At 55.5% G+C, this 23,527-nt stretch carries 31 protein-coding genes; 16 read left to right on the top strand and 15 right to left on the bottom strand.

Annotation, left to right across the window (positions count from 1 at the left end; genetic code table 11):
* Window positions 1-253: 253 nt before the first annotated feature.
* The 3 genes from AC1DWM_RS25290 to AC1DWM_RS25280 all read right to left on the bottom strand — a co-directional run bounded on the left by AC1DWM_RS25290 (window position 254) and on the right by AC1DWM_RS25280 (window position 1,714).
* On the bottom strand, window positions 254-778 hold the full coding sequence (locus tag AC1DWM_RS25290) for an AAA family ATPase (RefSeq protein WP_223519689.1): 525 nt from the start codon (window positions 776-778) through the stop codon (window positions 254-256).
* On the bottom strand, window positions 775-1,338 hold the full coding sequence (pnuC, locus tag AC1DWM_RS25285; RefSeq protein WP_223519687.1) for a nicotinamide riboside transporter PnuC: 564 nt from the start codon (window positions 1,336-1,338) through the stop codon (window positions 775-777). The genes AC1DWM_RS25290 and pnuC overlap by 4 nt, the downstream gene beginning before the upstream one ends.
* Before the next feature lie 247 nt (window positions 1,339-1,585).
* The gene (locus AC1DWM_RS25280) at window positions 1,586-1,714 is read right to left on the bottom strand and encodes a hypothetical protein (RefSeq protein WP_263288372.1); all 129 of its coding nucleotides are present in this window, start codon (window positions 1,712-1,714) and stop codon (window positions 1,586-1,588) included.
* Between the two features lie 257 nt (window positions 1,715-1,971).
* Here AC1DWM_RS25280 and AC1DWM_RS25275 point away from each other — a divergent pair, with 257 nt between their 5' ends.
* Entirely contained in the window at window positions 1,972-2,802 is an 831-nt protein-coding gene (locus AC1DWM_RS25275) for an undecaprenyl-diphosphate phosphatase (RefSeq protein ID WP_223519685.1), read from the top strand.
* Window positions 2,799-3,230 carry a DUF1294 domain-containing protein gene (locus tag AC1DWM_RS25270; RefSeq protein ID WP_477796444.1) on the top strand — a complete coding sequence of 144 codons (432 nt, stop codon included), beginning with the start codon at window positions 2,799-2,801 and terminating at the stop codon, window positions 3,228-3,230. The genes AC1DWM_RS25275 and AC1DWM_RS25270 overlap by 4 nt, the downstream gene beginning before the upstream one ends.
* Here AC1DWM_RS25270 and AC1DWM_RS25265 read toward each other — a convergent pair.
* Window positions 3,227-3,586, bottom strand: coding sequence for an MmcQ/YjbR family DNA-binding protein (locus AC1DWM_RS25265; RefSeq protein ID WP_150778473.1), 360 nt, complete (start codon window positions 3,584-3,586; stop codon window positions 3,227-3,229). The two genes, AC1DWM_RS25270 and AC1DWM_RS25265, sit on opposite strands and share 4 nt — an antisense overlap.
* Entirely contained in the window at window positions 3,583-4,491 is a 909-nt protein-coding gene (locus tag AC1DWM_RS25260; protein WP_477796443.1) for a LysR substrate-binding domain-containing protein, read from the bottom strand. The genes AC1DWM_RS25265 and AC1DWM_RS25260 overlap by 4 nt, the downstream gene beginning before the upstream one ends.
* A 129-nt stretch (window positions 4,492-4,620) precedes the next feature.
* On the opposite strand from AC1DWM_RS25260, the gene AC1DWM_RS25255 reads away from it, so the two are divergent.
* Window positions 4,621-5,232, top strand: coding sequence for an FMN-dependent NADH-azoreductase (locus AC1DWM_RS25255; RefSeq protein WP_007949372.1), 612 nt, complete (start codon window positions 4,621-4,623; stop codon window positions 5,230-5,232).
* Window positions 5,233-5,483: 251 nt separating this feature from the next.
* A complete protein-coding gene (locus AC1DWM_RS25250) occupies window positions 5,484-6,521 on the top strand; it encodes an alpha/beta hydrolase family protein (protein ID WP_223519679.1) in 1,038 nt (345 codons plus the stop codon).
* A gap of 99 nt (window positions 6,522-6,620) precedes the next feature.
* Here the strand turns inward: AC1DWM_RS25250 and AC1DWM_RS25245 are convergent, their stop codons facing one another.
* The 4 genes from AC1DWM_RS25245 to AC1DWM_RS25230 all read right to left on the bottom strand — a co-directional run bounded on the left by AC1DWM_RS25245 (window position 6,621) and on the right by AC1DWM_RS25230 (window position 11,494).
* Window positions 6,621-7,808 (bottom strand): MFS transporter, encoded by a 1,188-nt coding sequence (locus tag AC1DWM_RS25245; protein WP_477796442.1) that lies wholly within the window; start codon window positions 7,806-7,808, stop codon window positions 6,621-6,623.
* Between the two features lie 290 nt (window positions 7,809-8,098).
* A complete protein-coding gene (locus AC1DWM_RS25240) occupies window positions 8,099-9,688 on the bottom strand; it encodes an ABC-F family ATPase (protein WP_150778468.1) in 1,590 nt (529 codons plus the stop codon).
* A gap of 12 nt (window positions 9,689-9,700) precedes the next feature.
* A complete protein-coding gene (locus AC1DWM_RS25235; RefSeq protein ID WP_477796441.1) occupies window positions 9,701-10,903 on the bottom strand; it encodes a tyrosine-type recombinase/integrase in 1,203 nt (400 codons plus the stop codon).
* Window positions 10,904-11,206: 303 nt separating this feature from the next.
* Window positions 11,207-11,494: a hypothetical protein gene (locus AC1DWM_RS25230; protein WP_477796440.1), complete on the bottom strand. Its 288-nt coding sequence runs from the start codon at window positions 11,492-11,494 to the stop codon at window positions 11,207-11,209.
* A 43-nt stretch (window positions 11,495-11,537) separates the two neighbouring features.
* Here AC1DWM_RS25230 and AC1DWM_RS25225 point away from each other — a divergent pair, with 43 nt between their 5' ends.
* Complete coding sequence (locus AC1DWM_RS25225; RefSeq protein ID WP_477796439.1) at window positions 11,538-12,200, top strand: hypothetical protein; 663 nt, start codon at window positions 11,538-11,540, stop codon at window positions 12,198-12,200.
* 96 nt (window positions 12,201-12,296) lie between these two features.
* The gene (locus tag AC1DWM_RS25220; RefSeq protein WP_477796438.1) at window positions 12,297-12,551 is read left to right on the top strand and encodes a hypothetical protein; all 255 of its coding nucleotides are present in this window, start codon (window positions 12,297-12,299) and stop codon (window positions 12,549-12,551) included.
* A gap of 55 nt (window positions 12,552-12,606) precedes the next feature.
* Here the strand turns inward: AC1DWM_RS25220 and AC1DWM_RS25215 are convergent, their stop codons facing one another.
* The 6 genes from AC1DWM_RS25215 to AC1DWM_RS25190 form a co-directional block, all read right to left on the bottom strand.
* On the bottom strand, window positions 12,607-13,422 hold the full coding sequence (locus tag AC1DWM_RS25215) for a DUF2303 family protein (protein WP_477796437.1): 816 nt from the start codon (window positions 13,420-13,422) through the stop codon (window positions 12,607-12,609).
* 26 nt (window positions 13,423-13,448) lie between these two features.
* A complete protein-coding gene (locus tag AC1DWM_RS25210; RefSeq protein WP_477796436.1) occupies window positions 13,449-13,796 on the bottom strand; it encodes a hypothetical protein in 348 nt (115 codons plus the stop codon).
* Window positions 13,797-13,899: 103 nt separating this feature from the next.
* Complete coding sequence (locus AC1DWM_RS25205; RefSeq protein WP_477796435.1) at window positions 13,900-14,229, bottom strand: hypothetical protein; 330 nt, start codon at window positions 14,227-14,229, stop codon at window positions 13,900-13,902.
* Between the two features lie 424 nt (window positions 14,230-14,653).
* On the bottom strand, window positions 14,654-15,103 hold the full coding sequence (locus AC1DWM_RS25200) for a hypothetical protein (RefSeq protein ID WP_477796434.1): 450 nt from the start codon (window positions 15,101-15,103) through the stop codon (window positions 14,654-14,656).
* Window positions 15,104-15,354: 251 nt separating this feature from the next.
* Window positions 15,355-15,603, bottom strand: coding sequence for a DUF1654 domain-containing protein (locus AC1DWM_RS25195; protein WP_223503756.1), 249 nt, complete (start codon window positions 15,601-15,603; stop codon window positions 15,355-15,357).
* Window positions 15,604-15,765: 162 nt separating this feature from the next.
* Window positions 15,766-16,518 carry a LexA family transcriptional regulator gene (locus AC1DWM_RS25190; RefSeq protein ID WP_477796433.1) on the bottom strand — a complete coding sequence of 251 codons (753 nt, stop codon included), beginning with the start codon at window positions 16,516-16,518 and terminating at the stop codon, window positions 15,766-15,768.
* Window positions 16,519-16,626: 108 nt separating this feature from the next.
* Here AC1DWM_RS25190 and AC1DWM_RS25185 point away from each other — a divergent pair, with 108 nt between their 5' ends.
* From AC1DWM_RS25185 to AC1DWM_RS25140, 10 genes are all read left to right on the top strand, one after another.
* Window positions 16,627-16,845 carry a Cro/CI family transcriptional regulator gene (locus tag AC1DWM_RS25185; RefSeq protein ID WP_477796432.1) on the top strand — a complete coding sequence of 73 codons (219 nt, stop codon included), beginning with the start codon at window positions 16,627-16,629 and terminating at the stop codon, window positions 16,843-16,845.
* Window positions 16,846-16,888: 43 nt separating this feature from the next.
* A complete protein-coding gene (locus AC1DWM_RS25180) occupies window positions 16,889-17,383 on the top strand; it encodes a YmfL family putative regulatory protein (RefSeq protein ID WP_477796431.1) in 495 nt (164 codons plus the stop codon).
* Between the two features lies 1 nt (window position 17,384).
* On the top strand, window positions 17,385-18,239 hold the full coding sequence (locus AC1DWM_RS25175; protein ID WP_477796430.1) for a hypothetical protein: 855 nt from the start codon (window positions 17,385-17,387) through the stop codon (window positions 18,237-18,239).
* Window positions 18,220-19,002, top strand: coding sequence for an ATP-binding protein (locus tag AC1DWM_RS25170; protein ID WP_477796429.1), 783 nt, complete (start codon window positions 18,220-18,222; stop codon window positions 19,000-19,002). The genes AC1DWM_RS25175 and AC1DWM_RS25170 overlap by 20 nt, the downstream gene beginning before the upstream one ends.
* A gap of 17 nt (window positions 19,003-19,019) precedes the next feature.
* Window positions 19,020-19,229 (top strand): hypothetical protein, encoded by a 210-nt coding sequence (locus tag AC1DWM_RS25165; protein ID WP_477796446.1) that lies wholly within the window; start codon window positions 19,020-19,022, stop codon window positions 19,227-19,229.
* Window positions 19,226-20,521 (top strand): tyrosine-type recombinase/integrase, encoded by a 1,296-nt coding sequence (locus tag AC1DWM_RS25160; protein WP_477796428.1) that lies wholly within the window; start codon window positions 19,226-19,228, stop codon window positions 20,519-20,521. Before AC1DWM_RS25165 ends, AC1DWM_RS25160 begins: the two co-directional genes overlap by 4 nt.
* A 4-nt stretch (window positions 20,522-20,525) precedes the next feature.
* The gene (locus tag AC1DWM_RS25155; protein ID WP_477796427.1) at window positions 20,526-20,846 is read left to right on the top strand and encodes a hypothetical protein; all 321 of its coding nucleotides are present in this window, start codon (window positions 20,526-20,528) and stop codon (window positions 20,844-20,846) included.
* Between the two features lie 12 nt (window positions 20,847-20,858).
* Complete coding sequence (locus AC1DWM_RS25150) at window positions 20,859-21,242, top strand: antiterminator Q family protein (RefSeq protein WP_477796426.1); 384 nt, start codon at window positions 20,859-20,861, stop codon at window positions 21,240-21,242.
* Between the two features lie 451 nt (window positions 21,243-21,693).
* Window positions 21,694-22,752, top strand: coding sequence for a DUF262 domain-containing protein (locus AC1DWM_RS25145; protein WP_477796425.1), 1,059 nt, complete (start codon window positions 21,694-21,696; stop codon window positions 22,750-22,752).
* Window positions 22,739-23,341, top strand: coding sequence for a HEPN domain-containing protein (locus tag AC1DWM_RS25140; RefSeq protein ID WP_477796424.1), 603 nt, complete (start codon window positions 22,739-22,741; stop codon window positions 23,339-23,341). Before AC1DWM_RS25145 ends, AC1DWM_RS25140 begins: the two co-directional genes overlap by 14 nt.
* Window positions 23,342-23,527: the final 186 nt, after the last annotated feature.

Genomic DNA, 23,527 nt, shown 5'->3' with positions numbered 1-23,527 from the left:
GAACACGCCATCAACAAAAAAACCGCGGAAAAGCGGTTTTTTTGTGGGGGCCAATTAGAAGTAGTATGGGAATTTCAGACTGAAGGAAAAGTCTGGCGCATCGTCGGTGACGCCGATGGCCAGAAGTCGTTGAAGGCAGGTTGTATCAGTGATTTAACATTTTCTTGCCAAAGTGCTAAAACCGCTTTAGCTCGCGGGTTTGCGCAGGGCTGGATGTTCCAGGAATGGACATTTTCGGTGGGGCACACCCCTATTACACCTTGAGCAAGCGTGTCACAGCCTCGAATGCCGCGTCCTTGCGCTGCTGCCAATCACCTTGCAGTACCTGACAAGGCTGGCGGTGCAGGTCAAGCCATTGGCGGCTTGCCTGGAAAAACGCCTGGCGTTCTGCCAGTTGCGGTTGGCAACGCTGCCCGTCGTCATGCCAAGCCACGGTTTCAGGGCTCAGCAGCAAATGCAGGTCGTAGTGCCGTTCCAGCAATGCTTGCTCGATCCATGTCGGGCAATCATCAAACAACGTGCGACTCCAAAGGATATTGCTTAAGAGATGCGTATCGAGGATCAGCAGTGACGGCTGTTTGGCTCGTGCTTCATCTTCCCAAGCCAACTGGCCATGTGCTATCGACGTAATATCGTCGTAGCAGGTATTGCGAGCTTCGCTGTCGATGAAATGCCGAACGTACTCATTGATCAATATGCCGCCAAAATTGGCGTGAATCTCGCCCGAAAGCCAGCTCTTGCCACTGGATTCCGGCCCCGTGAGCACCAATACCTTCATGCGCGTAATGCCGGGTCGGCACGCCATTCACGCCAGCCTTGCACCGCCAGCAACAGGAACAGTGCATAGAGGGCAGACGTGAGGTACATGCCTTTATAGATGAACAGCCCGACGAAAATCACATCAACGGCGATCCACAGTGGCCAGCATTGCACGCGCTTTTGCGCCATCCACATCTGCGCGACCAGGCTGAACCCGGTCAGTGCGGCGTCGAGCCATGGCTGGGCGGCATCGGTCCAGTGCGCCATGGCGGCGCCCAACAGCACACTGCCCAGCGCGCCGACCGCAAGGCTCAGGGCCACTGCCTTTGCGTCGAGCCGGCTGACCTGCCGACCGGTCTTCGCCTCGCCTGCACGTGTCCATTGCCGCCAGCCGTAGAGTTGCAGCGCCGCGTAGACCACTTGCAGGAGCATGTCCGAATACAGCTTCACCTCAAAAAAGATCCAGCTATAAAGCAGCACCATGACCAGACCGATCGGCCAGCACCAGGGGTTCTGTTTGACCGTCAACCAGACGGCGATCACACCGAGGGCGGCGGCAAACAGTTCAAGCCCGGACATGGAGGTTCCTTGGGAAAGCGAAATAGGGGGGCGGATTGTACCGGCAGCTGCCACCAAGTAGAACCTGTAGCAACGAAGCTGCATCCCGCTTGTAGAAGCTGACGAGCAGCGCGAGGCTGCGTTCGGCGACGAAGTCGTCGTGAAATCAGGTTGTATGGTGGTTCAGGAGCTTCGCGTACTCAGGTTTTCGACTGCTGCGCAGCCGGACGCAGCCTCGCGCTGCTCGGCAGCTGCTACAGAGGGCGTGTTACACGCGCAATTGCTTGAGCATCAACATCACCACCGACACGATCAAGATGAGCCACAAGCGTCGGCTGATCGACACACTGCGCAAGCTGTTCAAAACGCCGTCACTCCAATATTTTTTTCTTGTCATAAACGATTGCCAGCATCCAGCCACGCGTTGCCGGGCGGGCATATGCAACCCAAGTCCTATTCCGCGGCAGCGTTATAAAGGCTTGTCTGATAGGATTTCGGCCCCGCGCGGAAAAACCTGAATCCGGGTTGGATTTTCACGGAATTTTTACGGTTCCGTCTGGATCCTGTGCGCGCGGAACTTCAGCTACGCTCAGCGCGTTGAACGTTTAAAAAACTAACGGGGCATGCCTGGGGGCATCGCTTTTTGGGGGATTGATGGATCTGTGGACTGCCTTTCAGGCATTGATACTTGGCGTAGTGGAAGGGCTGACGGAGTTTCTGCCCATTTCCAGTACCGGGCACCAAATCATCGTGGCCGACTTGCTCGATTTCGGTGGTGAACGCGCTATCGCGTTCAACATCATTATCCAGTTGGGTGCGATCCTGGCGGTGGTGTGGGAGTTCCGCCGCAAGATTCTCGATGTGGTCACCGGTTTGCCGACGCAACCGAGCGCTCGACGTTTCACTGCCAACCTGTTGATTGCTTTCATGCCGGCCGTGGTACTGGGGGTGATTTTCTCCGACTTGATTCACCATTATCTGTTCAACCCGATTACCGTCGCCACGGCGCTGGTGGTGGGCGGGATCATTATGTTGTGGGCCGAGAAACGCCAACATGAGGTGCATGCGGAAACCGTCGACGAGATTACGTGGCAAGATGCGCTGAAAGTCGGTTTCGCCCAGTGCCTGGCCATGATTCCGGGTACTTCGCGTTCCGGATCGACCATCATTGGCGGGTTGCTGTTCGGCCTGTCGCGCAAGACTGCTACCGAATTCTCGTTCTTCCTGGCGATGCCGACCATGGTTGCTGCGGCGGTGTATTCGGGTTTCAAATACCGTCACTTGTTCGTGCCAGCGGATTTTCCGGTGTTCGCGATTGGTTTCGTGACGGCGTTCATCTTCGCCATGATCGCGGTCCGTGGCTTGCTCAAGTTCATCGCCAGCCACAGCTACGCGGCGTTTGCCTGGTATCGCATCGTGTTCGGCCTGGTGATTTTGGCGACCTGGCAGTTTGGCTGGGTCGACTGGTCTGCGGTCAAGCCATGAGTGATGCCGGCACGCGCAACAACCCCAGGCGCAGGTCTGGGGGAGAGCACATTCAGCATCTACCGCTCAAACTGCTGGTTTTCGCAGTGCTTTGCGCGCTGCCGATGTTTGGTTCGGTGTCGCTCTGGCTGCGCGGGGTGTCGTTGATTCCGCTGGCGGCGTACGGAATCGTCAGTGTGCTGGCGTTTTTCCTGTACTGGAGTGACAAGCGCAAGGCCCGCGCTGACAGCTGGCGCACGCCGGAAAACGTCTTGCACGCGGTTGAACTGGCGGGTGGCTGGCCCGGTGCCTTGCTGGCCCAGCAGGTGTTTCGACACAAGACCCGCAAAGTCTCCTATCAGCTGCTGTTCTGGCTGATCGTGTTGCTGCACGAGGTGTTCTGGATCGACCAGTTGTTCCTCGGTGCGAACCTGCTGGCATTGCTTTAAAGCAGCAATCCCACCTGGGTGCGCTTGGGCAACTTGCTCACCACCAGTTGGTGGGAACGTTGCAACAAGCCTTGCAGCTCTTCGGCACCCAGCGGGTAGGGCGTTTGCATGATGATCCACTGGGCTCTCGCCAAATAGGGGGCCGGGTGGATGCCCGGCCGGTCGCAATGCCCCAGAAACAGGTCCTTGTCGACTTTGAAGGCCAGGGAGTCGCCGCGCAGGTTCTGCAACGCGAACATCTTGTTCCCGGCAATCGAAAACACCCGCACACCGCCCCACTTATAGTCCTCCCGCGCACCCGGCAGCGCGAGACAGAACTGTGCGACGTCCTCTTCGCTCATACGTGCTGCCTTCATATCAGTCGGTCCCCACAGGCGTTGAATGATTCGATCAAGTGGTCGAGCCAGGCACGAACCGCGGGCATCACCCCGCGCCGATGAGGGTATACCGCTTGCAGCCAGCCGCCCGGCAATGACCATTCAGGTAGCAGTTGTACCAGCGAGCCCGATTCCAGCTCCTGCTCGCAATACATCATAGGCAGCAAGGTAAAGCCCTGACCGGCGAGGGTGCAGGCCTTGCGCACGATGAAGTCGTCGATGCCCAGCCGCGCTTCCAGGCTCAGCTCAAGACTTTTGCCCTTTTGATCCAGCAGGCGGATATGCACCATGCGGTCGGCTTCGAGGGCTCCGAGTATTGGCAGGCTCTTCAGGTCTTCGGGCTGGTTGACTTCCCGTCCGTGCAAAAATTCGGGGGTGGCGACCATGACCATTTGCGCCTGGCGCAAGCGTCGAGTGACCAATAACGGATCTTCGTCGCCCAACTCACGCACGCGCAAGGCGACGTCGACGCCTTCAGTCACCAGGTCGACCCGGCGATTGACTAACATGACTTCCAGCTGTACCTGGGGGTATTTTTCAAGAAACCGTGCGATGACCGTCGGCAATCTCTCATGCGCCAGGCCGACGGGGCAGGACACCCGCAGTCGCCCGCGCGGTTCGCTGGACATGCTGGCCACCGCTTCATCGGCCATTTCGGCTTCCAGCAGCATTGCCTGACAGTGCCGCAGGTAGCGCTCGCCCACGGCCGTCAGCTTGAGTTGGCGGGTGGTGCGTTGCAGCAGACGCGCGCCAAGGCGTTCTTCCAGTTCGGCAATGCGCCGTGAAAGGCGCGATTTGGGTATCCCGAGCAAACGCCCGGCGGCCGCGAAGCCGCCGGCTTCAACCACCTTGGCAAAATAGTAGAGATCGTTGAGGTCTTGCATGACGGCAGTCCAATTGTTCTATCAGTGGGACGAACTATCGCATTGTTGCGGTCTAATCAGTTATTGGTTTCGTCTGTAGGATTCTTTCCATCAGATCGCCCCGTGGCGGTCCTCACCTGGAGATCCCACATGAAACTGTTGCATATCGATTCGAGCATTCTTGGTGACAACTCGGCTTCCCGTCTGCTGAGCAGCGAAGTCGTTAAAGCCTGGCAAACCGCAGAGCCGAACGCCGTGGTCACTTACCGCGATCTGGCCGCCGATGCCATCAGCCATTTCTCCGCCACAACGCTGGTCGCCGCCGGTACTACCGCCGAACTGCGCAACGCCGCCCAACAGCACGAAGCCGAACTGAGCGCCACCACCCTGGCCGAATTCCTCGCCGCCGATGCTGTCGTGATTGCCGCACCGATGTACAACTTCACCATCCCGACCCAACTCAAGGCCTGGATCGATCGCATCGCCGTTGCCGGACAGACCTTCCGTTACACCGAAGCCGGCCCTGAAGGCCTGTGCGGTGGCAAGAAAGTCGTGATCGTTTCGACTTCCGGTGGCTTGCATGCCGGTCAGGCCACGGGCGTGGCTCACGAAGAGTACTTGAAAGTGCTGTTCGGCTTCATCGGCATCACCGACATCGAGTTCGTCCGTGCCCACGGCCTGGCCTACGGTGACGAAGTGCGTACTAAAGCCATGAGCGACGCTCAAGCGCAAATCAGCGAGCAATTGTTCGCCGCTGCGTAAGGCTTGCGTAAAAGACGTCTAACTGCTCAGGCAACACCTCAAAAAACTCTGTATTCTGATCACGCAAGTGCCAGGTGCGGAGTTTTTTGTTTCTGGCTGTTACAGGTTGTGGCCCAGGTTATGCAGCACGGGGTTAACGTCCCCGTTCTGCAACGACCTTGGTGGCCGCAAATTGCTGGTACAAGGCCGCTGCCTCGATAAACCGAGGAGAACGGGCTTTGCGGTCAAGTAACAAATGGTGGGGCATCCTTATGGTGCGTCTTTGTGCAGCGTTACTGTTTTGCCTGCTCAGCAGCCTGAATTCAGTTCACGCCGCGCCTGCGCCGCATCCTCACTGGAGCGTCGGCTTCCATGAGATGAGTTTTCTCGACCCCCTCGATTTGCAACCGATGCACGCCATCGCGTTCTATCCCTCCAGCGCCAGAGAACACACCAGTAATATCGAGGGCTACACGGTCGAAGCCGGGGAAGACATCCCTGTGGCTATCGGGCGCTTCCCGATGCTGATGCTGTCCCATGGCAACACCGGAACCCCGCTGGCCCTGCATTACCTTGCCACCTCGCTGGCGCGCAAAGGCTTTGTGGTGGTCGCGGTGATCCATCCCGGCGACAACTCCAAAGACCACAGTCGCCTCGGTACGTTGAGTAACCTTTACGGCCGGCCCATCCAGATTTCCGAAGCCATTACCGCCACCTTGGGCGATCGCATGCTCGCGCCGTTCGTCAATGCCAATCAGGTCGGGGTGATTGGCTATTCGGCGGGCGGTGAGACGGCGTTGATTCTTTCAGGTGCCACGCCGGACCTGGATCGCCTGCGCCGCTATTGCCACGAGCGTCCGGACGACCACGATGCTTGCAACACCCAAGGCGAACTGATCGTCGACCGCGATGACCTGCAACCCGTGGCCGACCCGCGCGTGCATGCCTTGCTGTTGATGGCGCCGTTGAGTTTGAAGTTCGGCCGTCAAACGCTGGCGGACGTGCATGTGCCGGTACTGCTTTACAGTGGCGATGGCGACAAACTGGTGGCGTTCGATAAAAACGCTGCGGCGCTTGCGCGCAAACTGCCGATCGCACCGGATTTCAAATTGCTGGCTGGCGCGGGGCATTTCGTGTTCATGGCGCCGTGCAACGAAGAACAGATCATCGCCATGCCGGCACTGTGTACCGACGCCGATGGTGTCGACCGTGAAGGCATTCATCGCGACATGATTTCCGAGGCCGGGCGTTTCTTCACTCGCTCGCTGGGCATCGCAACCCGGGCGGGCCTGCAAACTGCCGATCAGTAGGAGCCGAGCTTGCTCGCGATGGCGGCCTGTCTGGCGACGCATTTGGTATCAGATACGCCGCCATCGCGAGCAAGCTCGGCTCCTACAGGATTGTGGGTGTCAGGCTATCGCGCGGCGTTTCAGTAACAGGGTCAGCGCTAATCCGGCCACCGACAACAACGCCGCACTAAAGAAAATCCACGTATACCCCAGGTTTAACGCCACCGCGCCCATCAACGGCCCGGCGATTGCCAGTGCCAGATCAAAAAATACCGCATAGGCACTCAAACCTGCGCCGCGACTGGAATTGGGCACCTGTTTGATCGCTTCAACACCCAGCGCCGGATAGACGAGCGACAAGCCAAAACCGGTCAGGCCTGCGCCGATCAACGCATATCCAGTCGAAGGGGCCAGCCACAGGAGCCCCAGGCCCACGGTTTCAATGCTCATGCAGGCAATCGCCGAGGTGAATCCGCCGAAACGGCTGATACTGGAGATGAATAGCAGTCGCGCCAAAATAAAGCAGACGCCGAATACCGTCAGGCAATACGCGGCGCCGGCCCAGCCACGGCTGACGTAATACAGGGTAATAAAGGTGGTCAGCGTGCCGTAACCGATGGAGGCCAGGCTCAGGCTCGCCCCGAACGGTGCAATGCGCCCGAACACTGCCCAAAATGGCAGCCGCTCGCCGCGAACCACCGGCACTGAAGGTTTGTTGCGGATCAGCAGCAGCGCGGCAAGGGCTAAAAGCGACAGTGCGATCCCCAAACTGGCGAACCCATACTCGGCGACCATCACCACGCCCAGCGGTGCGCCAATAGCGATGGCGCCGTAAGACGCAATGCCGTTCCAGGAGATTGAACGGGCCGTGTGTTGAGCCCCGACCTGGCCCATGCACCAACTGATGGTGCCGACGCCGATCAGTCCTTGGGCGATCCCAAGTAACAAGCGACCGGCGATCAGGATCAACAGACTGAGCAGCGGCAAGCTTTGCAACAACGTCGAAAGCAACGTCAACACGCCGCTCAACACAATCCCCGTCAACCCGTAAATAATCGCCCGCTTAGTGCCGATGCTGTCCGACATGCGCCCGGCCATGGGCCGGCTGAGCAGGGTTGCCAAGTATTGCGAGCCAATGGTCAGCCCCGCGATGATCGCGCTGAAACCCAGTTGCTCATGGACATACCCCGGCAACACCGCAATCGGCAGGCCGATGCAGAGGAAGGCAATAAAAGTATAAAAAACGATGGAGACGATCTGCAGGGTGATCGCCAGGGAGCTTTGCGGGGGCTGTTGCTGCGCAGACATGTGGGCTCGTTCGCGGGCGGCGGTGGGAGAGCTGCATCATGGCTTGGGTGTGAAATAAAAGAAAGCAGGCTAACTATATTCGTGGTGTCTGAAGGCCCCTTCGCGGGCAAGCCTCGCTCCTACGGGATCAAAGTCGTCCACAACAATTGCGCACGACGCAAATCCTGTAGGAGCGAGCGATGCGGCGATCCGACTTGCCCGCGAAGAGGTCCTCTGCACCGAAAAATATTCAGCCCTGAAATGCAAAAAGCCCCGTCACGAGGACAGGGCTTTTCATTTATTGCGAACGCTTAGAACACAACGCCCTGGCTACGCAGGTAATCATCATAGGTGCCGCTGAAGTCGATCACGCCGCTAGGGCTGAGCTCGATAATGCGGGTTGCCAGCGACGATACAAACTCACGGTCGTGGCTGACGAAGATCAGCGTGCCCGGGTAGTTCTCCAGCGCCAGGTTCAGCGCCTCGATGGATTCCATGTCCAAGTGGTTGGTCGGTTCGTCCATGATCAACACGTTCGGCTTTTGCAGGATCAGCTTGCCGAACAGCATGCGACCTTGCTCACCACCGGAGATGACCTTGACCGACTTGAGGATCTCGTCGTTGGAGAACAGCATGCGACCGAGGGTGCCGCGAACGATTTGCTCGCCGCCCTGGGTCCACTGGCCCATCCAGTCGAACAGGTTGCAGTCGTCTTCGAAGTCGTGTGCGTGGTCCTGGGCGTAGTAGCCCAGTTCTGCGGCGTCGGTCCACTTCACAGTACCGGCATCCGGGGTCAGTTCGTTGACCAGGGTGCGCAGCAGGGTGGTTTTACCGATACCGTTCGGGCCGATGATCGCCACGCGCTCGCCGGCTTCAACCTGGAAGCTGAAGTCCTTGAACAGTGTCTTGCCGTCGAAACCTTTGGCCATGCGCTCGACGATGACCGCCTGACGGTGCAGCTTCTTGGTTTGTTCGAAACGGATGAACGGGCTCACACGGCTCGAAGGCTTGACCTCGGCCAGCTGGATCTTGTCGATCGCCTTGGCACGGGAGGTGGCCTGCTTGGCTTTCGAGGCGTTGGCCGAGAAGCGGCTGACGAACGATTGCAGTTCCGAAATCTGCGCTTTCTTCTTGGCGTTGTCCGACAGCAGTTGCTCGCGGGACTGGGTCGCCACGGTCATGTACTCGTCGTAGTTGCCCGGGAACAGACGCAGCTCACCGTAATCCAGGTCAGCCATGTGGGTGCACACGCTGTTCAGGAAGTGACGGTCGTGAGAGATGATGATCATCAGGCTGGAGCGCTGGGTCAGCACGTTTTCCAGCCAGCGGATGGTGTTGATGTCCAGATGGTTGGTCGGTTCGTCGAGCAACAGTACTTCAGGATCGGAGAACAGCGCCTGCGCCAGCAATACGCGCAGTTTCCAGCCTGGAGACACTTCGCTCATCGGGCCAAAGTGTTGCTCGATGCCGATACCCAGGCCCAGCAGCAATTCACCGGCACGGGATTCGGCGGTGTAGCCGTCCATTTCGGCGAATTCGGTTTCCAGCTCGGCCACGGCCATGCCGTCTTCTTCAGTCATTTCCGGCAGCGAGTAGATACGGTCGCGCTCGGCCTTGACCTTCCACAGCTCTTCGTGACCCATGATCACGGTGTCGATCACGGTGAATTCTTCGTAAGCGAACTGGTCCTGGCGCAATTTACCCAGACGCACGTTCGGCTCGAGCATGACCTGGCCACCGGAAGGCTCAAGGTCGCCACCGAGGATTTTCATGAAAGTCGACTTGCCGCAACCGTTGGCGCCGATCAGGCCGTAGCGGTTGCCCGCGCCGAATTTGACCGAAACGTTTTCGAATAGCGGCTTGGCGCCGAACTGCATCGTGATGTTAGCTGTGGAGATCAATTACTTTACCTATCAATGGGTTGCGAGCCGCGCATTTGGCGTTTGGGCCAATCCTGGGGCAATTTTTAGCTTTTCCATCTCGCCCCAGTCTCCGCTAGAGTTCAACCAGCGCGCATAAGTCGAGAGCAGCATCTGGACGCTGTGTCCGAGCTGTTGGGCAATAAAGGCGGGATTCATGCCAGACATTATGCATATTGTCGCATAAGTATGACGGCAGTTGTACGGCGGCCGATAACGGATCGTCAGCTTCTTCAATGCGGGACCCCACTGCTTGTGCAGGTCTGAGGTCTGCCGGATGTGCTCGCTCATCTTTGAAGGCGGGAAAACGTAGGGGAAACCCTTTACCGAACCGCTTCCGGCTTTCCGGCGTTTCGCATATTGCTCGGCGAACTCCAGGGCGTGCAGTGCGCGATCATTGAGCAGCACATAGCGGTTTTTCTTCGTCTTGGTGCGCTCCTTGATGACACCCTGAGCTATCGCCCGGCAGACATGCACCTGGCGTTTTTCCTTGTCGACCTCATCCCAGCGCAGCGCAATAATTTCCTGCGGGCGCATTCCGGTGAAGAATGCGAACTCGAAAAATGCCGCATAGATCGTGCTCGGCCAGTGCTCCATGCTGTAAAGCTCTGCGATTATCTTGTTGGCCTCATCCAGACTCAATGGGTCTGGCTCATTTCTCTTGCGCTTCGGCGCGTCCAATAGCTCTGCGGGATTCTTCCCGATGAGTTCCTCCCGTACAGCGTCATCCAGAATAGTGCTAAGCCGAACCATGGCATTGCGCTTCACGCCTGGTGATGACCACTCGATTTCCCCAATGATTTTGCGAAGCGTCATCGTGCTGATCGCGCTCAAGCGAGTCAGCGCAAGGTGTGGCATCCAGTACAGGTTCAGCGCGCTCTTATAGTTGAGGTGCGTGCCTTCCTCGATCTCTCTTGCACTCAGCCATGCCTGGGCATACTCCCCGAATAACACTTCCGTGCCCCCAGACAGAACCGAACCGGGGAACAATTCAGCGTATTTTGCTTCGTCGAGCAAGCCATGCTTGATCAGGCTGATTACTTGATCTCTAAGACTGGTGGCAGCCTTGATGCCCGTCTTCGTTGTGGGCAGCGCGAGTGTTTCTGATCGACGCTTACCGTCCCAACTAAAACGGATTCGGATGGTATCGCCCCTGATTTCCAACCCGGCGGGCAAACCCAAAGGCTTTCGAGCCATTCGTCGTATCTCCTAATGCTATACGTAATGTTGTGGCCGAATTTGTTCCAAACCCCCTCAGGAATCTGGTTTCGGCTTCGTCGCGTTTGCAGGGCTTTGGTTGTGGTACCCAAACGCTCGGCCATTTGTTTTTCAGTTACTTTGTCGAGGTCGGGTACCTGGAAGACCTGCTGATTTGCGAGTGCGCTCATGACTTCACCTTGATGTCGACCTGTTCACAGCGCTGGCGCTTCAGGGCGAGTTTGTTTTCTGTGGGCATGGGGCGTCCTATGCCGGGTCATGCCCGGGCGGTGGAGGGTGGGTTTAGGGTTTTTCGAATTCGCGAGCGTGCGCGGGGAATTTCAGACGCTGCTGAATGCCGAGCATCAGTGTGCTGACCTTGGTGCCTTTGAAGAACACCGTGGCAGGTGGCAGCTTCACATCGCAAGGCAGCGGCTGTTCGCCACGGGCCAACGACTCTTCAACGTGCCGTCCCATCTCCGACCAGACGTGAACCTCAAGTCGAACCTCCGCACGCACGGCCTCGATGATCCACATAGGAAGGGTGACCAGACGCTCGTCACGCGAGACCGCAGCATTTTCAGTGGGCACAGAGATACCTCGCGTCTATAGTTTCGCCACTGGAATAAGGGGAATGGGATTGTCTATTTGCTTCGCGTTGACAGACGCAGACTGGACTCTGACAAAGGATGTATTTTCCATTATCGGAACTATCATCAGCGGCGCCGCCGTGGCGGTTGCTTATTACTTTGGTCGCGAAGGGCTTAATACCTGGCGCCGCCAACTAAGAGGGTCCGCTGACCACGATCTTGCGCGGCGCTTACTGATCGAGCTTTACAGACATCGAGACGAGATACAGAGAGCAAGGTCTCCGGCGATATTTTCGTTTGAAACCGTACCTTTTGAAGGTGAGGTGGAATCTACTGACCCAAAACGAGCCAGTTATGACTCATCTGCGCGAGCTTACCGTCGACGGCTAACAGCAATGGACGACGCTAGAAACCCGCTACAAGCCACTATGCTTGAGGCGGAAGCTGTATGGGGAACTGGGCTTAAAAAACTCATAGATCACGTCTTCAAACTGGAGCGTGAGTTTGTGATTTATGTGCAGATATATCTGCATGCATTGAATTCTGAAATTTCAATACAGGGCTCTTTCGTTCGCCATGAGCATCTACTAGAACGCCGGAATGTTCTGTACCACTTGGATAGTCCCGATGACGTTTACTGGGCGGAAATGACCCAAGCACTTCACAATGTCGAAGATTACTTGCGCGCACGCCTCATACCTGATTGAGGTGTGAGTTTTTCGGATCCTCGCCGGCTGGCGTGATTCGTTGAAGTGGGGTATTTGTGTTTGGCCCGACAATGGGGCCGGATCAAGGAGAGTGAAATGCTTTTAGTGGACAGACCGTGGCCTGTTAATCACGAGTATCGTGGCGTGAAAGCGACGATTGATTTCACTTGGGGGCGTGCAGACGATCCGATTCCAAAGAGTTTACGTGTCTCAGTTGAGCATCCAGAGACTCCGGTCGTGGCTTCGCGAGAAAAAGCCATCTACGAAAGTTATGACCACGCCGTTTTGAAAGGGAAGAAGATCGCAGAGTGGGAGATCGATCAAATTCTGGGTGAAGTTTCAGAAGGTTGATTCTGTTCATTGATAAAGGTGAGGTGGGACAGGCCGCTTACCCGGCCTGTCGTGCTTACTTCGGATCGAAAGAACCCAGGGACAATGCAGCAGCTTCGCCAATATTGCGCTGGAGCACGGTCTTGAACTCCTGCGCGATGTCTTCGCGTTGAACCTCTTCCCCGACCCAGCGCAGCTTAAGTGCTGGCTGGACGCCGCTGGTGATCACAGAAATCCGCAGGTTGATCTGCTGCTCGGTCAAGCCCTCGTAAGGGATGGTGCAGAACAACAGGGCCGCTGGCAGTGTTTCTTTGCTGCGGGCCTCGATCTGATCCATGGCGCTACGGCTGGCGCTGGTGTCGCCGACGGTGGTTTCGGATTCGCTGGTCGCCTTGACCGTGATTGTGCGTACAGCTGCAATGGCCCTGGCGACTGGGATTTCTTTCCCTTCGTCATCCACTGGTGTCAGGTACTGATGCCAGTCTTCGATCCAGTCGCTCAAATCCCTCTGCGTCATAACCCGGCTGCCAATGCCTTGAGCGGCCTTGTAGCCGGCCGATGCCTTCAGTTTCAGAACGGCGCGGTCATCTGCATGCCCTGGCAGTGCATCGGTGCCAAGATTGAACAGCAGCGTGCAGGTCATTTCGTCCTGGTCGATGAAGCCCTTGGCGGATGGGATTGCCCTGGCGGCGACGTACGCGCTGAAGTCGGCCAGCGAGTGGGTAGAGTAAATGCCACGGAAGCGGCTGCGACCGGCTTGCCATTTCTCCAGGGTCACCACCTGGCAGCCCTCGGGCAGGACAACGGTCGGCGTGAGGGTGGACAGCGCTTTGCCGCTCGCTTCGAGTGCGGTGTCGGTGATGAGCTGGATCGCTTCTTTGGTCAGAGGCATTGTTTAGTTCCTTGATGGTCGAGCGGTTAGCTGCGGGGAGTGATAGGGGCTTGTTCACGGCTAAAGATTTGCTCGTGCGTCTCCGCGAAGAGGGTGATCTTGCCGCCGGAGCCAACGTGCATTGGCGTGTCCAGACTGGTGTTCTCGCTGCGGGTACCGCGCTTGGTCGGCACCTTGTAGTCGAGCTTGTGCTTGATCTTCACCTGGCTCGATTCACCGATCTGGCTGAAATCCAGAGTGATGACCAGCTTGCCGGCCTTGCCGTGATCAACCACCCCGGCGGCTACTTCGGAAAGGGCGTGGCCTATTTGGTTGGCGAATGCGCCGCCGTTCAACTCTTCGAGGAATGCTGCGGTGTCGGTGGAAATGGGCATGGCTGTTTCTCCGGGATGGCCAACAGGCCACTGGGGGGAAGGTTGAATTGAGGCTGGCGAATGCGCAGACGAACCTGCTGGTGTACCCGCTGGTTGGACCGTTTCAATGTCCTGCGCCGAAGTAGGCGAACAAGATCAGCAGGAGCGCGGAACCGATGGTCCAGCGCAGAAGCGTGCTAGCGAACGCTTTCGCTGTTTTGTGGCTGGCAGTGAACTGGCAGGCATTGTTATGACCAAACGGCTCACCGTTTGCCGAGCCAGTGGAGCGCTTGATTACTTCAAATGTGATGCCGCCGCGTGGCGCAACTCTGTAGTTCAGTATGCGAACGGGCTTATCACGACCTATGCGTTGGTACATTTCGTTGGTGGCTAGGGGCGTCTGGAAACGCAACCCCTGGAGGATTGCTTGGCTCTGTCTGATCGTCTGGTTCATGGCGATTCCTCAATGTGGGTTGCGTGTATTCGTCAGCACTCAGGCTGCCTGCCTGCTGGTTGCCGTTGGGCGCCGGGAAGAGTGCTGACGGATAAAGGCAGGCGTAAAAAAGCCCGATCGGAACCGGGCTTTGATTGCGTCACGAAGACCTCCCTACGTGATCGCAGGTGCCGCCTTTGGGCGGGCTTCGATATCGGTCGGTTACATGGTTGCCAATCCTCAATGTGTTGGGGGAATGCAGGGGGCCGGTGCGCGCCCGGTGTGTTCTCATCCGCATCGGTGAACCCTGAAGCGATGGCGCACGGACCATCCAACAATCGTTGTGCTTCAGGGCTCACCGATGCGCTCTCAAAGAGAGGTTCGGGCAGTTAGCGACAGGCTGTCGTTTGGCGCAGGTTGATCTGTGACCTGAAACTTCGTACGTTCACATCTCGAAATCGGGCCGTTCTGGAAGATTTATGTCTTCTCCCTCATGGATTGGCTCTTGGTCGTAATTTCCAGCAAGACAGGCAAGCACTCGCTCAAACGATTGAGCAACTGCCTCATCCCAAACCGCCGTCAATCTTCTGCTTTCCCCACCGTGGGCCACATAGAATCTTGCTGACAGTGCTGCAGCCGCACCTGCTTTATCGTAAGCAGCAATTACCAGCTTTATCAGGTCAGGCCTGTCATAGAAGGTAGTGAAACTTTCGAAAAACCTGCGAGACCAGCCATCCTCATGGCCCAGCTCAAACTTACCCATGGCTATCTCCCGGTTGTTTTCCCAATGCACCCGGTAACCAGGTGCATCAGTGAAAATTTCCGTCCTATTGCCGCCGGAGGGGCGGGACGCATTGCTTGCCAGGTCATTCACACGGTTCAGGCGTTTCACCATCGAGCAGCCGTCCAGGTTGTTCCTGTCGTTGGCAGGCTTTCGGGCCTGTCTGCTCGCCGGTCGCCGGTAGAGGCAATGCGGTCTGTTGTTTGTTGCGCTGATTGTTAAAGAGCGGCGGGAGATCCCGCATCGCCGGGTTGCTTCGTGGCGATGGCTTAAATATCTCCCGTGGAGTTAACTAAGTCAACTCCACGGGAGATAAATATTCCGATGGACCTAAAAAAACCCGCATTGCGCGAGTTTTTTGGCGATCAGATATTGGCCGGGAGGCTCCAGGAGACGCGGGCGGCGCCGTCTTCTTCTCTACTCAATGTTACGTGCTCGGTATCGGCTATGTCGTCAAGGAGCCGTTTCCAGTCCTCCTGGCACTCATCCGCGCCTCTTCGAATGACTGCCATCTTTCGTTTTTGGGCAGCGGGGGAGCTGATGATTTTTTGGATGCGGAGTCCGAGAAGGTCAAACGAGTTTGGCGGTGTTGGTTTGTTTTGTGGTTTTGCCATAGCACTGCTCCTTTTGTGTATGGATATACAGTGAATGGCTTGCTGCGTAAGCGCTAAATATTAACGATTAAAAACAATTATTTAGCAGAGAAAAGCCCGCAACTAGCGGGCTTCAGGAGGGAGGTACCTAGGGGAATTAATGACAAGTTGAAGGGCTCAAATTTAGATTCTGCCCAGCACCTTGCTAGGGGCAAGGATTGCGCCTACGTAATGGATTTTATCGATATCAATCCGAGCTACTGTCAGCCTCTCACCGTAAGCCGAGTTGATCGACATGAGGCTGACATCTTCTTCGTTTTCGAAGAGCAGTTCTTTAACCATGCTCTGCCCATCAGTGGTGGTGACCATCACATACTCACCTGGCACTAGGCGGTGATTGGGCTCGCAGACGGCGATCCAACCACTACGAATTGCCGGAGCCATTGAGTCACCCTTGAGTCGGAGTGCATAGGCGTCTTCATCCCTAGAGTAGGTCTCAACCCAGCCAGCAGCCTGGTCAAGACTTGTCCAGTAGCCTTCGTGACCGAGTTGTGCCGTTCCAACAACATCGATTCGACGAGGAGCGCTGGTAATTGGCGGGCCAGGCTCGACGTTTGACTGCAATGATTCGGCTGGTGGAACAGCATTGGCGGCAATCGCCAATTCGGAGATTTCTTTCGCGATCCGTGGGCTGAATCTCTCTACGGGTATGCCGAGCATTTTAGCTATCTCAGCTGCCATTTCCTTGTTGAGCGCACGGCTACCGTTCAAGTGACTGCTTAGCGTGCCTTGGCTCATGCCTACGGAGAGTGCGATCTCTTCTTGAGTCAGCTTCTCGCCTTTAGGGGCACGCGCATTGTAGGCAGCCAGCTCCGCTTTTAATGCGGTGCACTCCGCCTTTTCCCATTCAAGTAATGGTCGTCTGTCGTTTTTCATTTCCGAAGAGTATTCCCGGTGGAGATACTTATCCATCTCCATTGGAGTTGATTAAAAAAGCTCCATGGGAGATATTGTCCGTTCAGATACACCACCGGAGACCGGACAGTGCGTCAACTCACCCTCAGCCAATTTGCTACCGAGAAGGGGCAGACCAAGGCCGGTAATTTGTTAGGCATGACCCAAAGTTCAATAAATAAAGCTCTGCAGTCAGGGCGTGAGGTTTTTGTTACGGAGCACGCAGATGGCTCATACACAGCGGAAGAGCTTAGACCGTTCCCGGTTCAAAGCGCGAAAAGGACGCGTCGCCGGATGCTGCCCATCTAATGAGCCAACTTTGAGCGCAATGGCGCCGAGAGAAAACTAGACAATGAAATCGCCAGTACTAGAAACCCGTCGCGCAGTGGTGATCGAGGTCGCAAAGAAATACCCAGGCGGCCAGGTATGCGCTTCAGCTCGCCTCAGTCTCGAACTGAAGCGTTTTAAGAATCAGGTTTATGAGAGCGGCGGTGTTGTTCCTCTTAGCGATGAGGAGGTGTACGTCCTCGAAAGCGAGCAGGGCACCACGCGCTTACCAGACTACATCTGCGCGATGTACGGCGGCGTATTTGTTCGCCTGCCTGAGGTTGGCGATCTGGACAACGTAGACATGCACCAGCGCTCTTTGCGTACTTCTGTGAAGCGCGGCCGGGTTGACCAGTTTCTTGCCCTGGCGCTGGAGGATGGCGAAATCACGGCCATGGAAGCATCGGAGATTTTGGCCTTGCATGCCAAGCACCTGGCTGCCCGGCACGAGGAGGTGACCGCACTGATCGAGTTGCACAAGTCGAAGCGCCCAGCCCGACCGCTAGGCGGGAAGGGCTGATATGCAGTTCACGATCACGATTAACCAGGTGAAAGCGTTGGAATGGGGGTTGAATTCGCAGCAGGCGCTGCTGTTTTCGTTTGTTTACGAGTGTCCTAGCTGGGCAAGGCCAATCAAGACCGATCACGGTATTTTCTTTGCCTTGAGCAAGGCAAAGATCGTGGAGGAATTGCCCCTGCTCACCGACAAACCAGACACCGCATACCGACTTCTCAAAGGGCTCGAGACCGCAGGACTGATCGAACTATCCCACACTTCAAACATCAGTTTGTTTCGTTTGACCGAGAAGGCCAAAGAGTGGAATCGCAAGCTGGACGGGTCGGAAAAATATCCGACCTCTGATGTGTTTGAGGGTCGGAAAAAAATCCGATCTACCTCGGAAAAATCTCCGAGCAAGGTCGGAAAAATATCCGAAAAGGGTCGGAAAAAAATCCGAGAAGGGTCGGAAAAATCTCCGACAAATCAGGGTACCAGTAATCAGGGTACCAATCAGGTAACCAGTAATCAGGAAAAGCAGGGCGCTAACGCGCTGGGCAAATCAGCAAAGTTTGATCCGCTGATGGCCAAGCCGGAAAACGTCAGCGTCGAGGTTTGGGCTGACTGGTGCCAGCACCGCAAGGAAATCCACAAACCCCTCACCGCCAAAAGCTGCGAACAACAGGCCAAGGCCTTGGCGACACACCCAGCCCCCGATTCCGTGCTGGCCCTTTCGATCAGCAACGGATGGACAGGGATCTTCCCTGACAAGCCGGTCGGCCCCGCACATTCACTTCCAGTCAGTCGCCACTCTGGCTTCGACACTCGCGATTACAAGGCTGGCACCAAGGAGAACGCCAATGGCACCTTCAGTCTCTAACCTCAGTGCTCACATAGACCGCAAATTCGGCGTCATCAGCCGTCAGCCAGCGAACTGCTTGGACCACGGCGAGTACTCGGCGGTCATCCTCAAGGGCGGCAGCCTGTCTGGCTGCCCCATCTGCGCGAGCAATAAACGCGACATGCAAGAACTTGAGCGCAAGCGCTTCCAGTTTCGGATTGTCCAGCAATCATGTGCGCGGATTCCGCAGCGTTTCGCGAAAAAGACATTTGCCGATTTCGCCGTGTCGAATCCGGCGCAGCAGATCGCTCTGGATGCGTGCACCGACTACGTCGACAACTTTTCGAAACATCGTCGGGAAGGTCGCTGCATGTTGCTGCTGGGGAAGGTCGGCACCGGCAAGACCCATTTGGCCATTGCCTCGGCCAGTTACCTGATCAACGAATGCATGGTCAAGGCGATCTACCGCACGGTGGGCACACTCATCGGCGATATCCGGGCGAGTTTCAATGATCGCTCTGGCGAGTCCGAGGCGCACATTTTACGAGAGGTGATCGGCGCGGATCTGCTGGTGCTTGATGAAGTCGGCGCGACCAAGCAGAGCGAGTTTGAGCTGGCCACGCTGTTCAGCATTATCAACGGTCGTTACGAGCAATGCCGTCCGACGATCATCGTCAGCAACCTGTCTCCTGCCGAATTGAACGATGCCATTGGCGCGCGCTGTGTCGACCGCATCCGCGAAAACGGTTGCATTGGCGTGGCATTCGAGTGGGAATCTCAACGCGGTAAGGAGGGCTTCTGATGGGGATCAGCTTGGAAATACCTAATCGCCGCTTGGCTGTTCCGGATCCGGCAAACTATCGGTTTGCCGTGTTCTGCTGCTCTTTCAAGTTGGACCTGAGTGATACACCGGACCACGCGTTGGCAATGTTCGCGAATCAGGCCATGGCCAAGCGGTATGGCGCGTGGATGTGGCCTTCAACGTTCGAGGTGGTGGACCGTTTCCCCCAAGCGGAGGCGACCGATTGAGCGCCCTGATCAAGACCTTGACCGTAAAACTGTCCGACGCCGAGATTCAGCGCAATGCCAAGCTTGAGCATGTGCGCGACCTGCGTGATGCCAGTCACCCCGCATTGCACTTCCGTTATGCGAAGAATCGCGTGCGCGGCTCTTGGTACCTGCTGAACAAACGCCAGTGGCACCGCATCGGCGCCTTTCCCGAACTGTCCACCAAGCAGGTGGTCGCGGCGTTACCAGCCGTGCGCCTGCGCGTGGCGGCCGATGGCGCCGCCAGCGTTTCGGGGTGGGTCACCGTCGGCGAACTGCTGGATTGGTTTGCTGATCGTATGGCCCGTTCCCGCGCGCTCTCGGTCAAGCGTCGCGCGGCCGGCAAGTCGGCCATCAAATGCCAGCTCAAGCCGCGGCTGGATGATCTGTTGATTCGAGACGTCAACGCCCAGACCCTCGACCAACTGCTGATGTGGCCAGCGCAGGAAGAGTTGTCGCTGTCGTACGTCCAGCAGTTGTACCGCCTGCTGGCGGCGGCCTTTCGGCAGGCGCGCAAGCTGGACCTGATCCCGGTCAACCCGATGGCCGAGCTAAAGTTCATCCACTTCACGACGGCCCGGATTCTGCCCAAACCCGCCCGCCTGCGCGATGTCCAATTACCCGAGTTGGTGGTCCTGCTCACCAAACGCTTCGAGAGTGCGCCAGGGGACGCCATGCTGGCCTTGATGATGCTGTGCCACGGCACCCGTATCGGCGAAACCCGCCAGTCGCGCTGGGCCGACATCACGTTGCCTGAGCGCGAGTGGTTTTTGCCGGCTGAACACACCAAGAGCAAGACCGAGCTTCGGGTGCCGCTGACCGACCAAGTTTGCGCGCTGCTGCGCCGCTACCGTGAGCGGCAGGCGGCTCAAGGATATGAGGGACCATTCCTGTTTCCGTCCCGCCGAGGGAAGGCACTGAGCGATAACGAGGCCAGTGCAGTGTTTACTCGGCTGGGGCAGGGCGCTTGGACCAGTCACGACTTGCGCAAGGTGGCGCGTACCGCGTGGACCGACCTCGGCGTCGACGGTCACATCGGCGAGATGCTGTTGAACCACTCCCTCGGCAAGATCGCCTCGACCTACATCAATACCCAGGCCAAGGAGCAGCGTCGGTTGGCGCTGGTGAAGTGGCACCACTGGTTAGATAGCCGTGGCTTCAAGAAGATCCACGCGCAGACAGGTGCTAGATATGAAGATTCGCAAACCCTCGTAGACGCCTTGAATGGCGCGGCCTGCGAGTCGTTTTCGCAATTTGTTAAGGGCGAGGTTTGAAAACATGAAAAAAGCCCAGGCCCCTGGCTTTCGTAAGGCGCAGATCGAGCTGGAGCACTGCTTGACCTGCAAGGGAAAAGCCGTGGTGCAAGGGGTGTTTCATGAGTTGGTTTGCATCAGTTGCAATGGCTCAGGTTGGGTCATGGCGGGGAGTCGGCAGATGCTGTCTACAGATGAATTGGTGACACAGCTCAGCCTCAGGTTGCAGCAGGCTCAGCGCGAAATTGATGTGCTGAAGCGGGGGCCATTGTTATCCGGCCCGGCTGCGTACTACCAACAGAACAACCGTCGCGGTGTCGGCGGGGCGAATTTCACCGGGGACTAAGGGGTACAACACATGATGATTCGAAAACCAGCGCTGCACCCGTTAGGCGATACGGAATACCTTTTAGAGCAATGGGGATGGTGGCGTATGGATGGAAGGGGAATCCCCAGCTATGCCTCGCCCATGTTGGCACTGATGCGCGATGCAATGCCGTCACCTGCCAAATCGTACTGCATCACCGACGAGCTTGCCTGTGTCGTGGATGCCGCGTTGGCTCGCCTGTGTAAACGTGATCAGCAGATGGGGGATATTGTCTGGCTGTACTTCGGGGCGAAATGGCCGGCAGTTCGGGTAGGAAAATATCACCATGTTAGCGAGGGGAAAGCCCGCGAGCTAATGAAAGCTGGGGTGGCTTGGATTGATTGTGTTCTAGAAAGCCTCAAGGAGGCCGGGTAGGATATTTGGAAACCGTTCCGTTAACTCGCCTCTAGGGATCGCCGAAGCTACAGTTGATATGTACGCGGACGCGACCACCATTTGCAACCAACAAGCATTGCATTTGTACTGACTATCTAATGCAGGGATGGGGGCGGCCACATCGTAGTGATGATCGGCCGCGTTCGACCCTAAACCGCCATTCGAAACGAGCAGAAGCGCGCGGTATTCGTCCCGAAGGCATTCCCGCCAAAACTCAATGTTTGGTTCTTCCGACTAACAATGCCAAATCACTTGTATTTTTTCCAAAGTACACGTTAATCTCAGAAAAATGTTTTCCCTTACTAAAGCATAAAATGTTCTTGCAAGATCACTTAAAGTGCTTTAATTTTCTCGTTTTCTTTTGCGTTGCGTTGCGAAAAAGCTCGCTAAGCATGAATTGTTTAAAACTAATCGCATGATCGAGGTGGATATGTCCAGTGGCTTAGAAAGCAAGATGCTTAATCTTTATCCAATCGATTACCCCTTTGAAACCTTAGTAGCAAGAATTGATGCCAAACCTTCAAAGTTGCGATTGGATCCTGAGTTTCAACGAAAGTATAAGTGGGACAAGGATGGGTGGGAGCGATCTTCTAAATTTATTGAATCTTGCTTAATGAGGATTCCTCTCCCATCCTGCTATTTTGCAGAGTACGATGATGGAAGTCATATGGTAATCGACGGTGTACAGCGTCTTACCACAATTAGAAAATTTCTTAATGATGAGTTCCCTCTTGAGGGGTTAACAGCCTTCAAGGAGCTTGAAGGGAAGAGGTTTTCGGAGCTGGGCGAGTATAAGTCTGAGTTAGAGACTACAACAATACGTTGTATAATTCTGAGAAAAGATAATCCCAAGCCACTTATTCGAGAGATTTTTTCCCGTCTCAACCAAGGCGCGGTGAAGTTGTCTGACCAGGAAATTCGACATGCAATATATCCGGGGCCTCTTGATGCACTTTTGGCGGAGCTTGCATTGGTGCCCGTTATCGCGAGATTCGGACTTTCAGACAAGAGCAATTCAAAAAAAGATAGCCTGGAACCAGAAGAGCAGGTATTAAGATATTTTGCGYTTTCCGCAGATAAAGCTCTCGATGGGTTCTCCAGCAGTAACTTAAAAGTATTTCTTGATGACTACATGGAAAAACACGCAAATCTTGAATTGGAGGAAATTGCTAGGTTTAGGGAGAAATTCAAACGATCTTTGTCAATATGCTTGGWTGTATTTGGCGATGACGCCTTTGTAAATCCATTGGCTGAAAAGAGACGAAAGGGACTTGTACATTATGACTTGGTCATGACTACCGTTGGTGAGTTGCCAGACGAAATAATTGAAAAATACTCGTCAAACATACGCACTGCGTATGCGACTCTGTGTGGCAGCATTGAGTTCCAGAAAACATTGTCAGGGGGACTTCAAGAAAAATCGAAAACTGTAAAGCGCAGGGCAAAGTGGAACGAGTTGCTTGAGGCGGCAATTAATGAGCAACAATAAATATTATGAAAAATATGAGCTGCTTTTCACTTCATTAGCAGAAATCATAAAAACTTCAGAACGTCGAGTGCTTCAAGAGTCTCCGGATTTTTTGTTTGTGAGTAATGTTAATTTTTTCGTAAAATCTTACCTGATAAACATTTGCACATACCTTGAGGCTTTTTTGCAAGATACCGCTAGCGAAATTCATAAGGATTTATGTGTTCGGCTCAATGAAGCTCGTATACCTCACAATTTTCTCCTGTGGAAAACTGCAAAAAAAATAGAAGACAAAGATCTTAAATTTAAAAATGCCACATTAATCCATGCAAAAGATAGTATTTCGGATGCGCTCTCCGCTAATCCCTATAGGACTCTAAAGCTATTTCGTTATCTCGGTATAAATCTGGTGAATGAGCCCGTCTTTGAGCAAAACAAGGATCTTGTTTTGTCAATAGTCAATAAGCGCAACAATATTATTCACCATAATGATGTTGCTAATGATATTTCTTTCACGGATATTTTATCTTATATAGAGATATTTTTGATTTACATGGCGGCCATCCAAGTTGCATGCGACAAAACTACGAACAGAGAAGGTTTGCTGTAGGTTGGGTCGGGCTGTGTAGAAATATCGAATTTAGAAGCTGCCATAACGGCTGGTACGAACGTCTAATGCTTCGGTAGAAATGACTAGCCAAGTTGGGCCGATTGATGTAAGAAGAATCGGGTTTCTCGAGTATTGGAAAAAGCAGTTGTCCATATGGAATAGCTCTGCTTTTATAGCAACGTGTTC

This window comes from Pseudomonas sp. P4_C8 (genome assembly GCF_056401975.1).
This window is presented reverse-complemented; position numbering and strand designations above follow the sequence as displayed.

Coding starts and splice junctions, on each gene's coding strand:
- AC1DWM_RS25290 (WP_223519689.1), bottom strand. CDS start 778: ATGAAGGTATTGGTGCTCACGGGGCCGGAATCCAGTGGCAAGAGCTGG.
- pnuC (WP_223519687.1), bottom strand. CDS start 1,338: ATGTCCGGGCTTGAACTGTTTGCCGCCGCCCTCGGTGTGATCGCCGTC.
- AC1DWM_RS25280 (WP_263288372.1), bottom strand. CDS start 1,714: ATGACAAGAAAAAAATATTGGAGTGACGGCGTTTTGAACAGCTTGCGC.
- AC1DWM_RS25275 (WP_223519685.1), top strand. CDS start 1,972: ATGGATCTGTGGACTGCCTTTCAGGCATTGATACTTGGCGTAGTGGAA.
- AC1DWM_RS25270 (WP_477796444.1), top strand. CDS start 2,799: ATGAGTGATGCCGGCACGCGCAACAACCCCAGGCGCAGGTCTGGGGGA.
- AC1DWM_RS25265 (WP_150778473.1), bottom strand. CDS start 3,586: ATGAAGGCAGCACGTATGAGCGAAGAGGACGTCGCACAGTTCTGTCTC.
- AC1DWM_RS25260 (WP_477796443.1), bottom strand. CDS start 4,491: ATGCAAGACCTCAACGATCTCTACTATTTTGCCAAGGTGGTTGAAGCC.
- AC1DWM_RS25255 (WP_007949372.1), top strand. CDS start 4,621: ATGAAACTGTTGCATATCGATTCGAGCATTCTTGGTGACAACTCGGCT.
- AC1DWM_RS25250 (WP_223519679.1), top strand. CDS start 5,484: ATGGTGCGTCTTTGTGCAGCGTTACTGTTTTGCCTGCTCAGCAGCCTG.
- AC1DWM_RS25245 (WP_477796442.1), bottom strand. CDS start 7,808: ATGTCTGCGCAGCAACAGCCCCCGCAAAGCTCCCTGGCGATCACCCTG.
- AC1DWM_RS25235 (WP_477796441.1), bottom strand. CDS start 10,903: ATGGCTCGAAAGCCTTTGGGTTTGCCCGCCGGGTTGGAAATCAGGGGC.
- AC1DWM_RS25225 (WP_477796439.1), top strand. CDS start 11,538: ATGGGATTGTCTATTTGCTTCGCGTTGACAGACGCAGACTGGACTCTG.
- AC1DWM_RS25220 (WP_477796438.1), top strand. CDS start 12,297: ATGCTTTTAGTGGACAGACCGTGGCCTGTTAATCACGAGTATCGTGGC.
- AC1DWM_RS25215 (WP_477796437.1), bottom strand. CDS start 13,422: ATGCCTCTGACCAAAGAAGCGATCCAGCTCATCACCGACACCGCACTC.
- AC1DWM_RS25210 (WP_477796436.1), bottom strand. CDS start 13,796: ATGCCCATTTCCACCGACACCGCAGCATTCCTCGAAGAGTTGAACGGC.
- AC1DWM_RS25205 (WP_477796435.1), bottom strand. CDS start 14,229: ATGAACCAGACGATCAGACAGAGCCAAGCAATCCTCCAGGGGTTGCGT.
- AC1DWM_RS25200 (WP_477796434.1), bottom strand. CDS start 15,103: ATGGTGAAACGCCTGAACCGTGTGAATGACCTGGCAAGCAATGCGTCC.
- AC1DWM_RS25195 (WP_223503756.1), bottom strand. CDS start 15,603: ATGGCAAAACCACAAAACAAACCAACACCGCCAAACTCGTTTGACCTT.
- AC1DWM_RS25190 (WP_477796433.1), bottom strand. CDS start 16,518: ATGAAAAACGACAGACGACCATTACTTGAATGGGAAAAGGCGGAGTGC.
- AC1DWM_RS25180 (WP_477796431.1), top strand. CDS start 16,889: ATGAAATCGCCAGTACTAGAAACCCGTCGCGCAGTGGTGATCGAGGTC.
- AC1DWM_RS25175 (WP_477796430.1), top strand. CDS start 17,385: ATGCAGTTCACGATCACGATTAACCAGGTGAAAGCGTTGGAATGGGGG.
- AC1DWM_RS25170 (WP_477796429.1), top strand. CDS start 18,220: ATGGCACCTTCAGTCTCTAACCTCAGTGCTCACATAGACCGCAAATTC.
- AC1DWM_RS25155 (WP_477796427.1), top strand. CDS start 20,526: ATGAAAAAAGCCCAGGCCCCTGGCTTTCGTAAGGCGCAGATCGAGCTG.
- AC1DWM_RS25150 (WP_477796426.1), top strand. CDS start 20,859: ATGATGATTCGAAAACCAGCGCTGCACCCGTTAGGCGATACGGAATAC.
- AC1DWM_RS25140 (WP_477796424.1), top strand. CDS start 22,739: ATGAGCAACAATAAATATTATGAAAAATATGAGCTGCTTTTCACTTCA.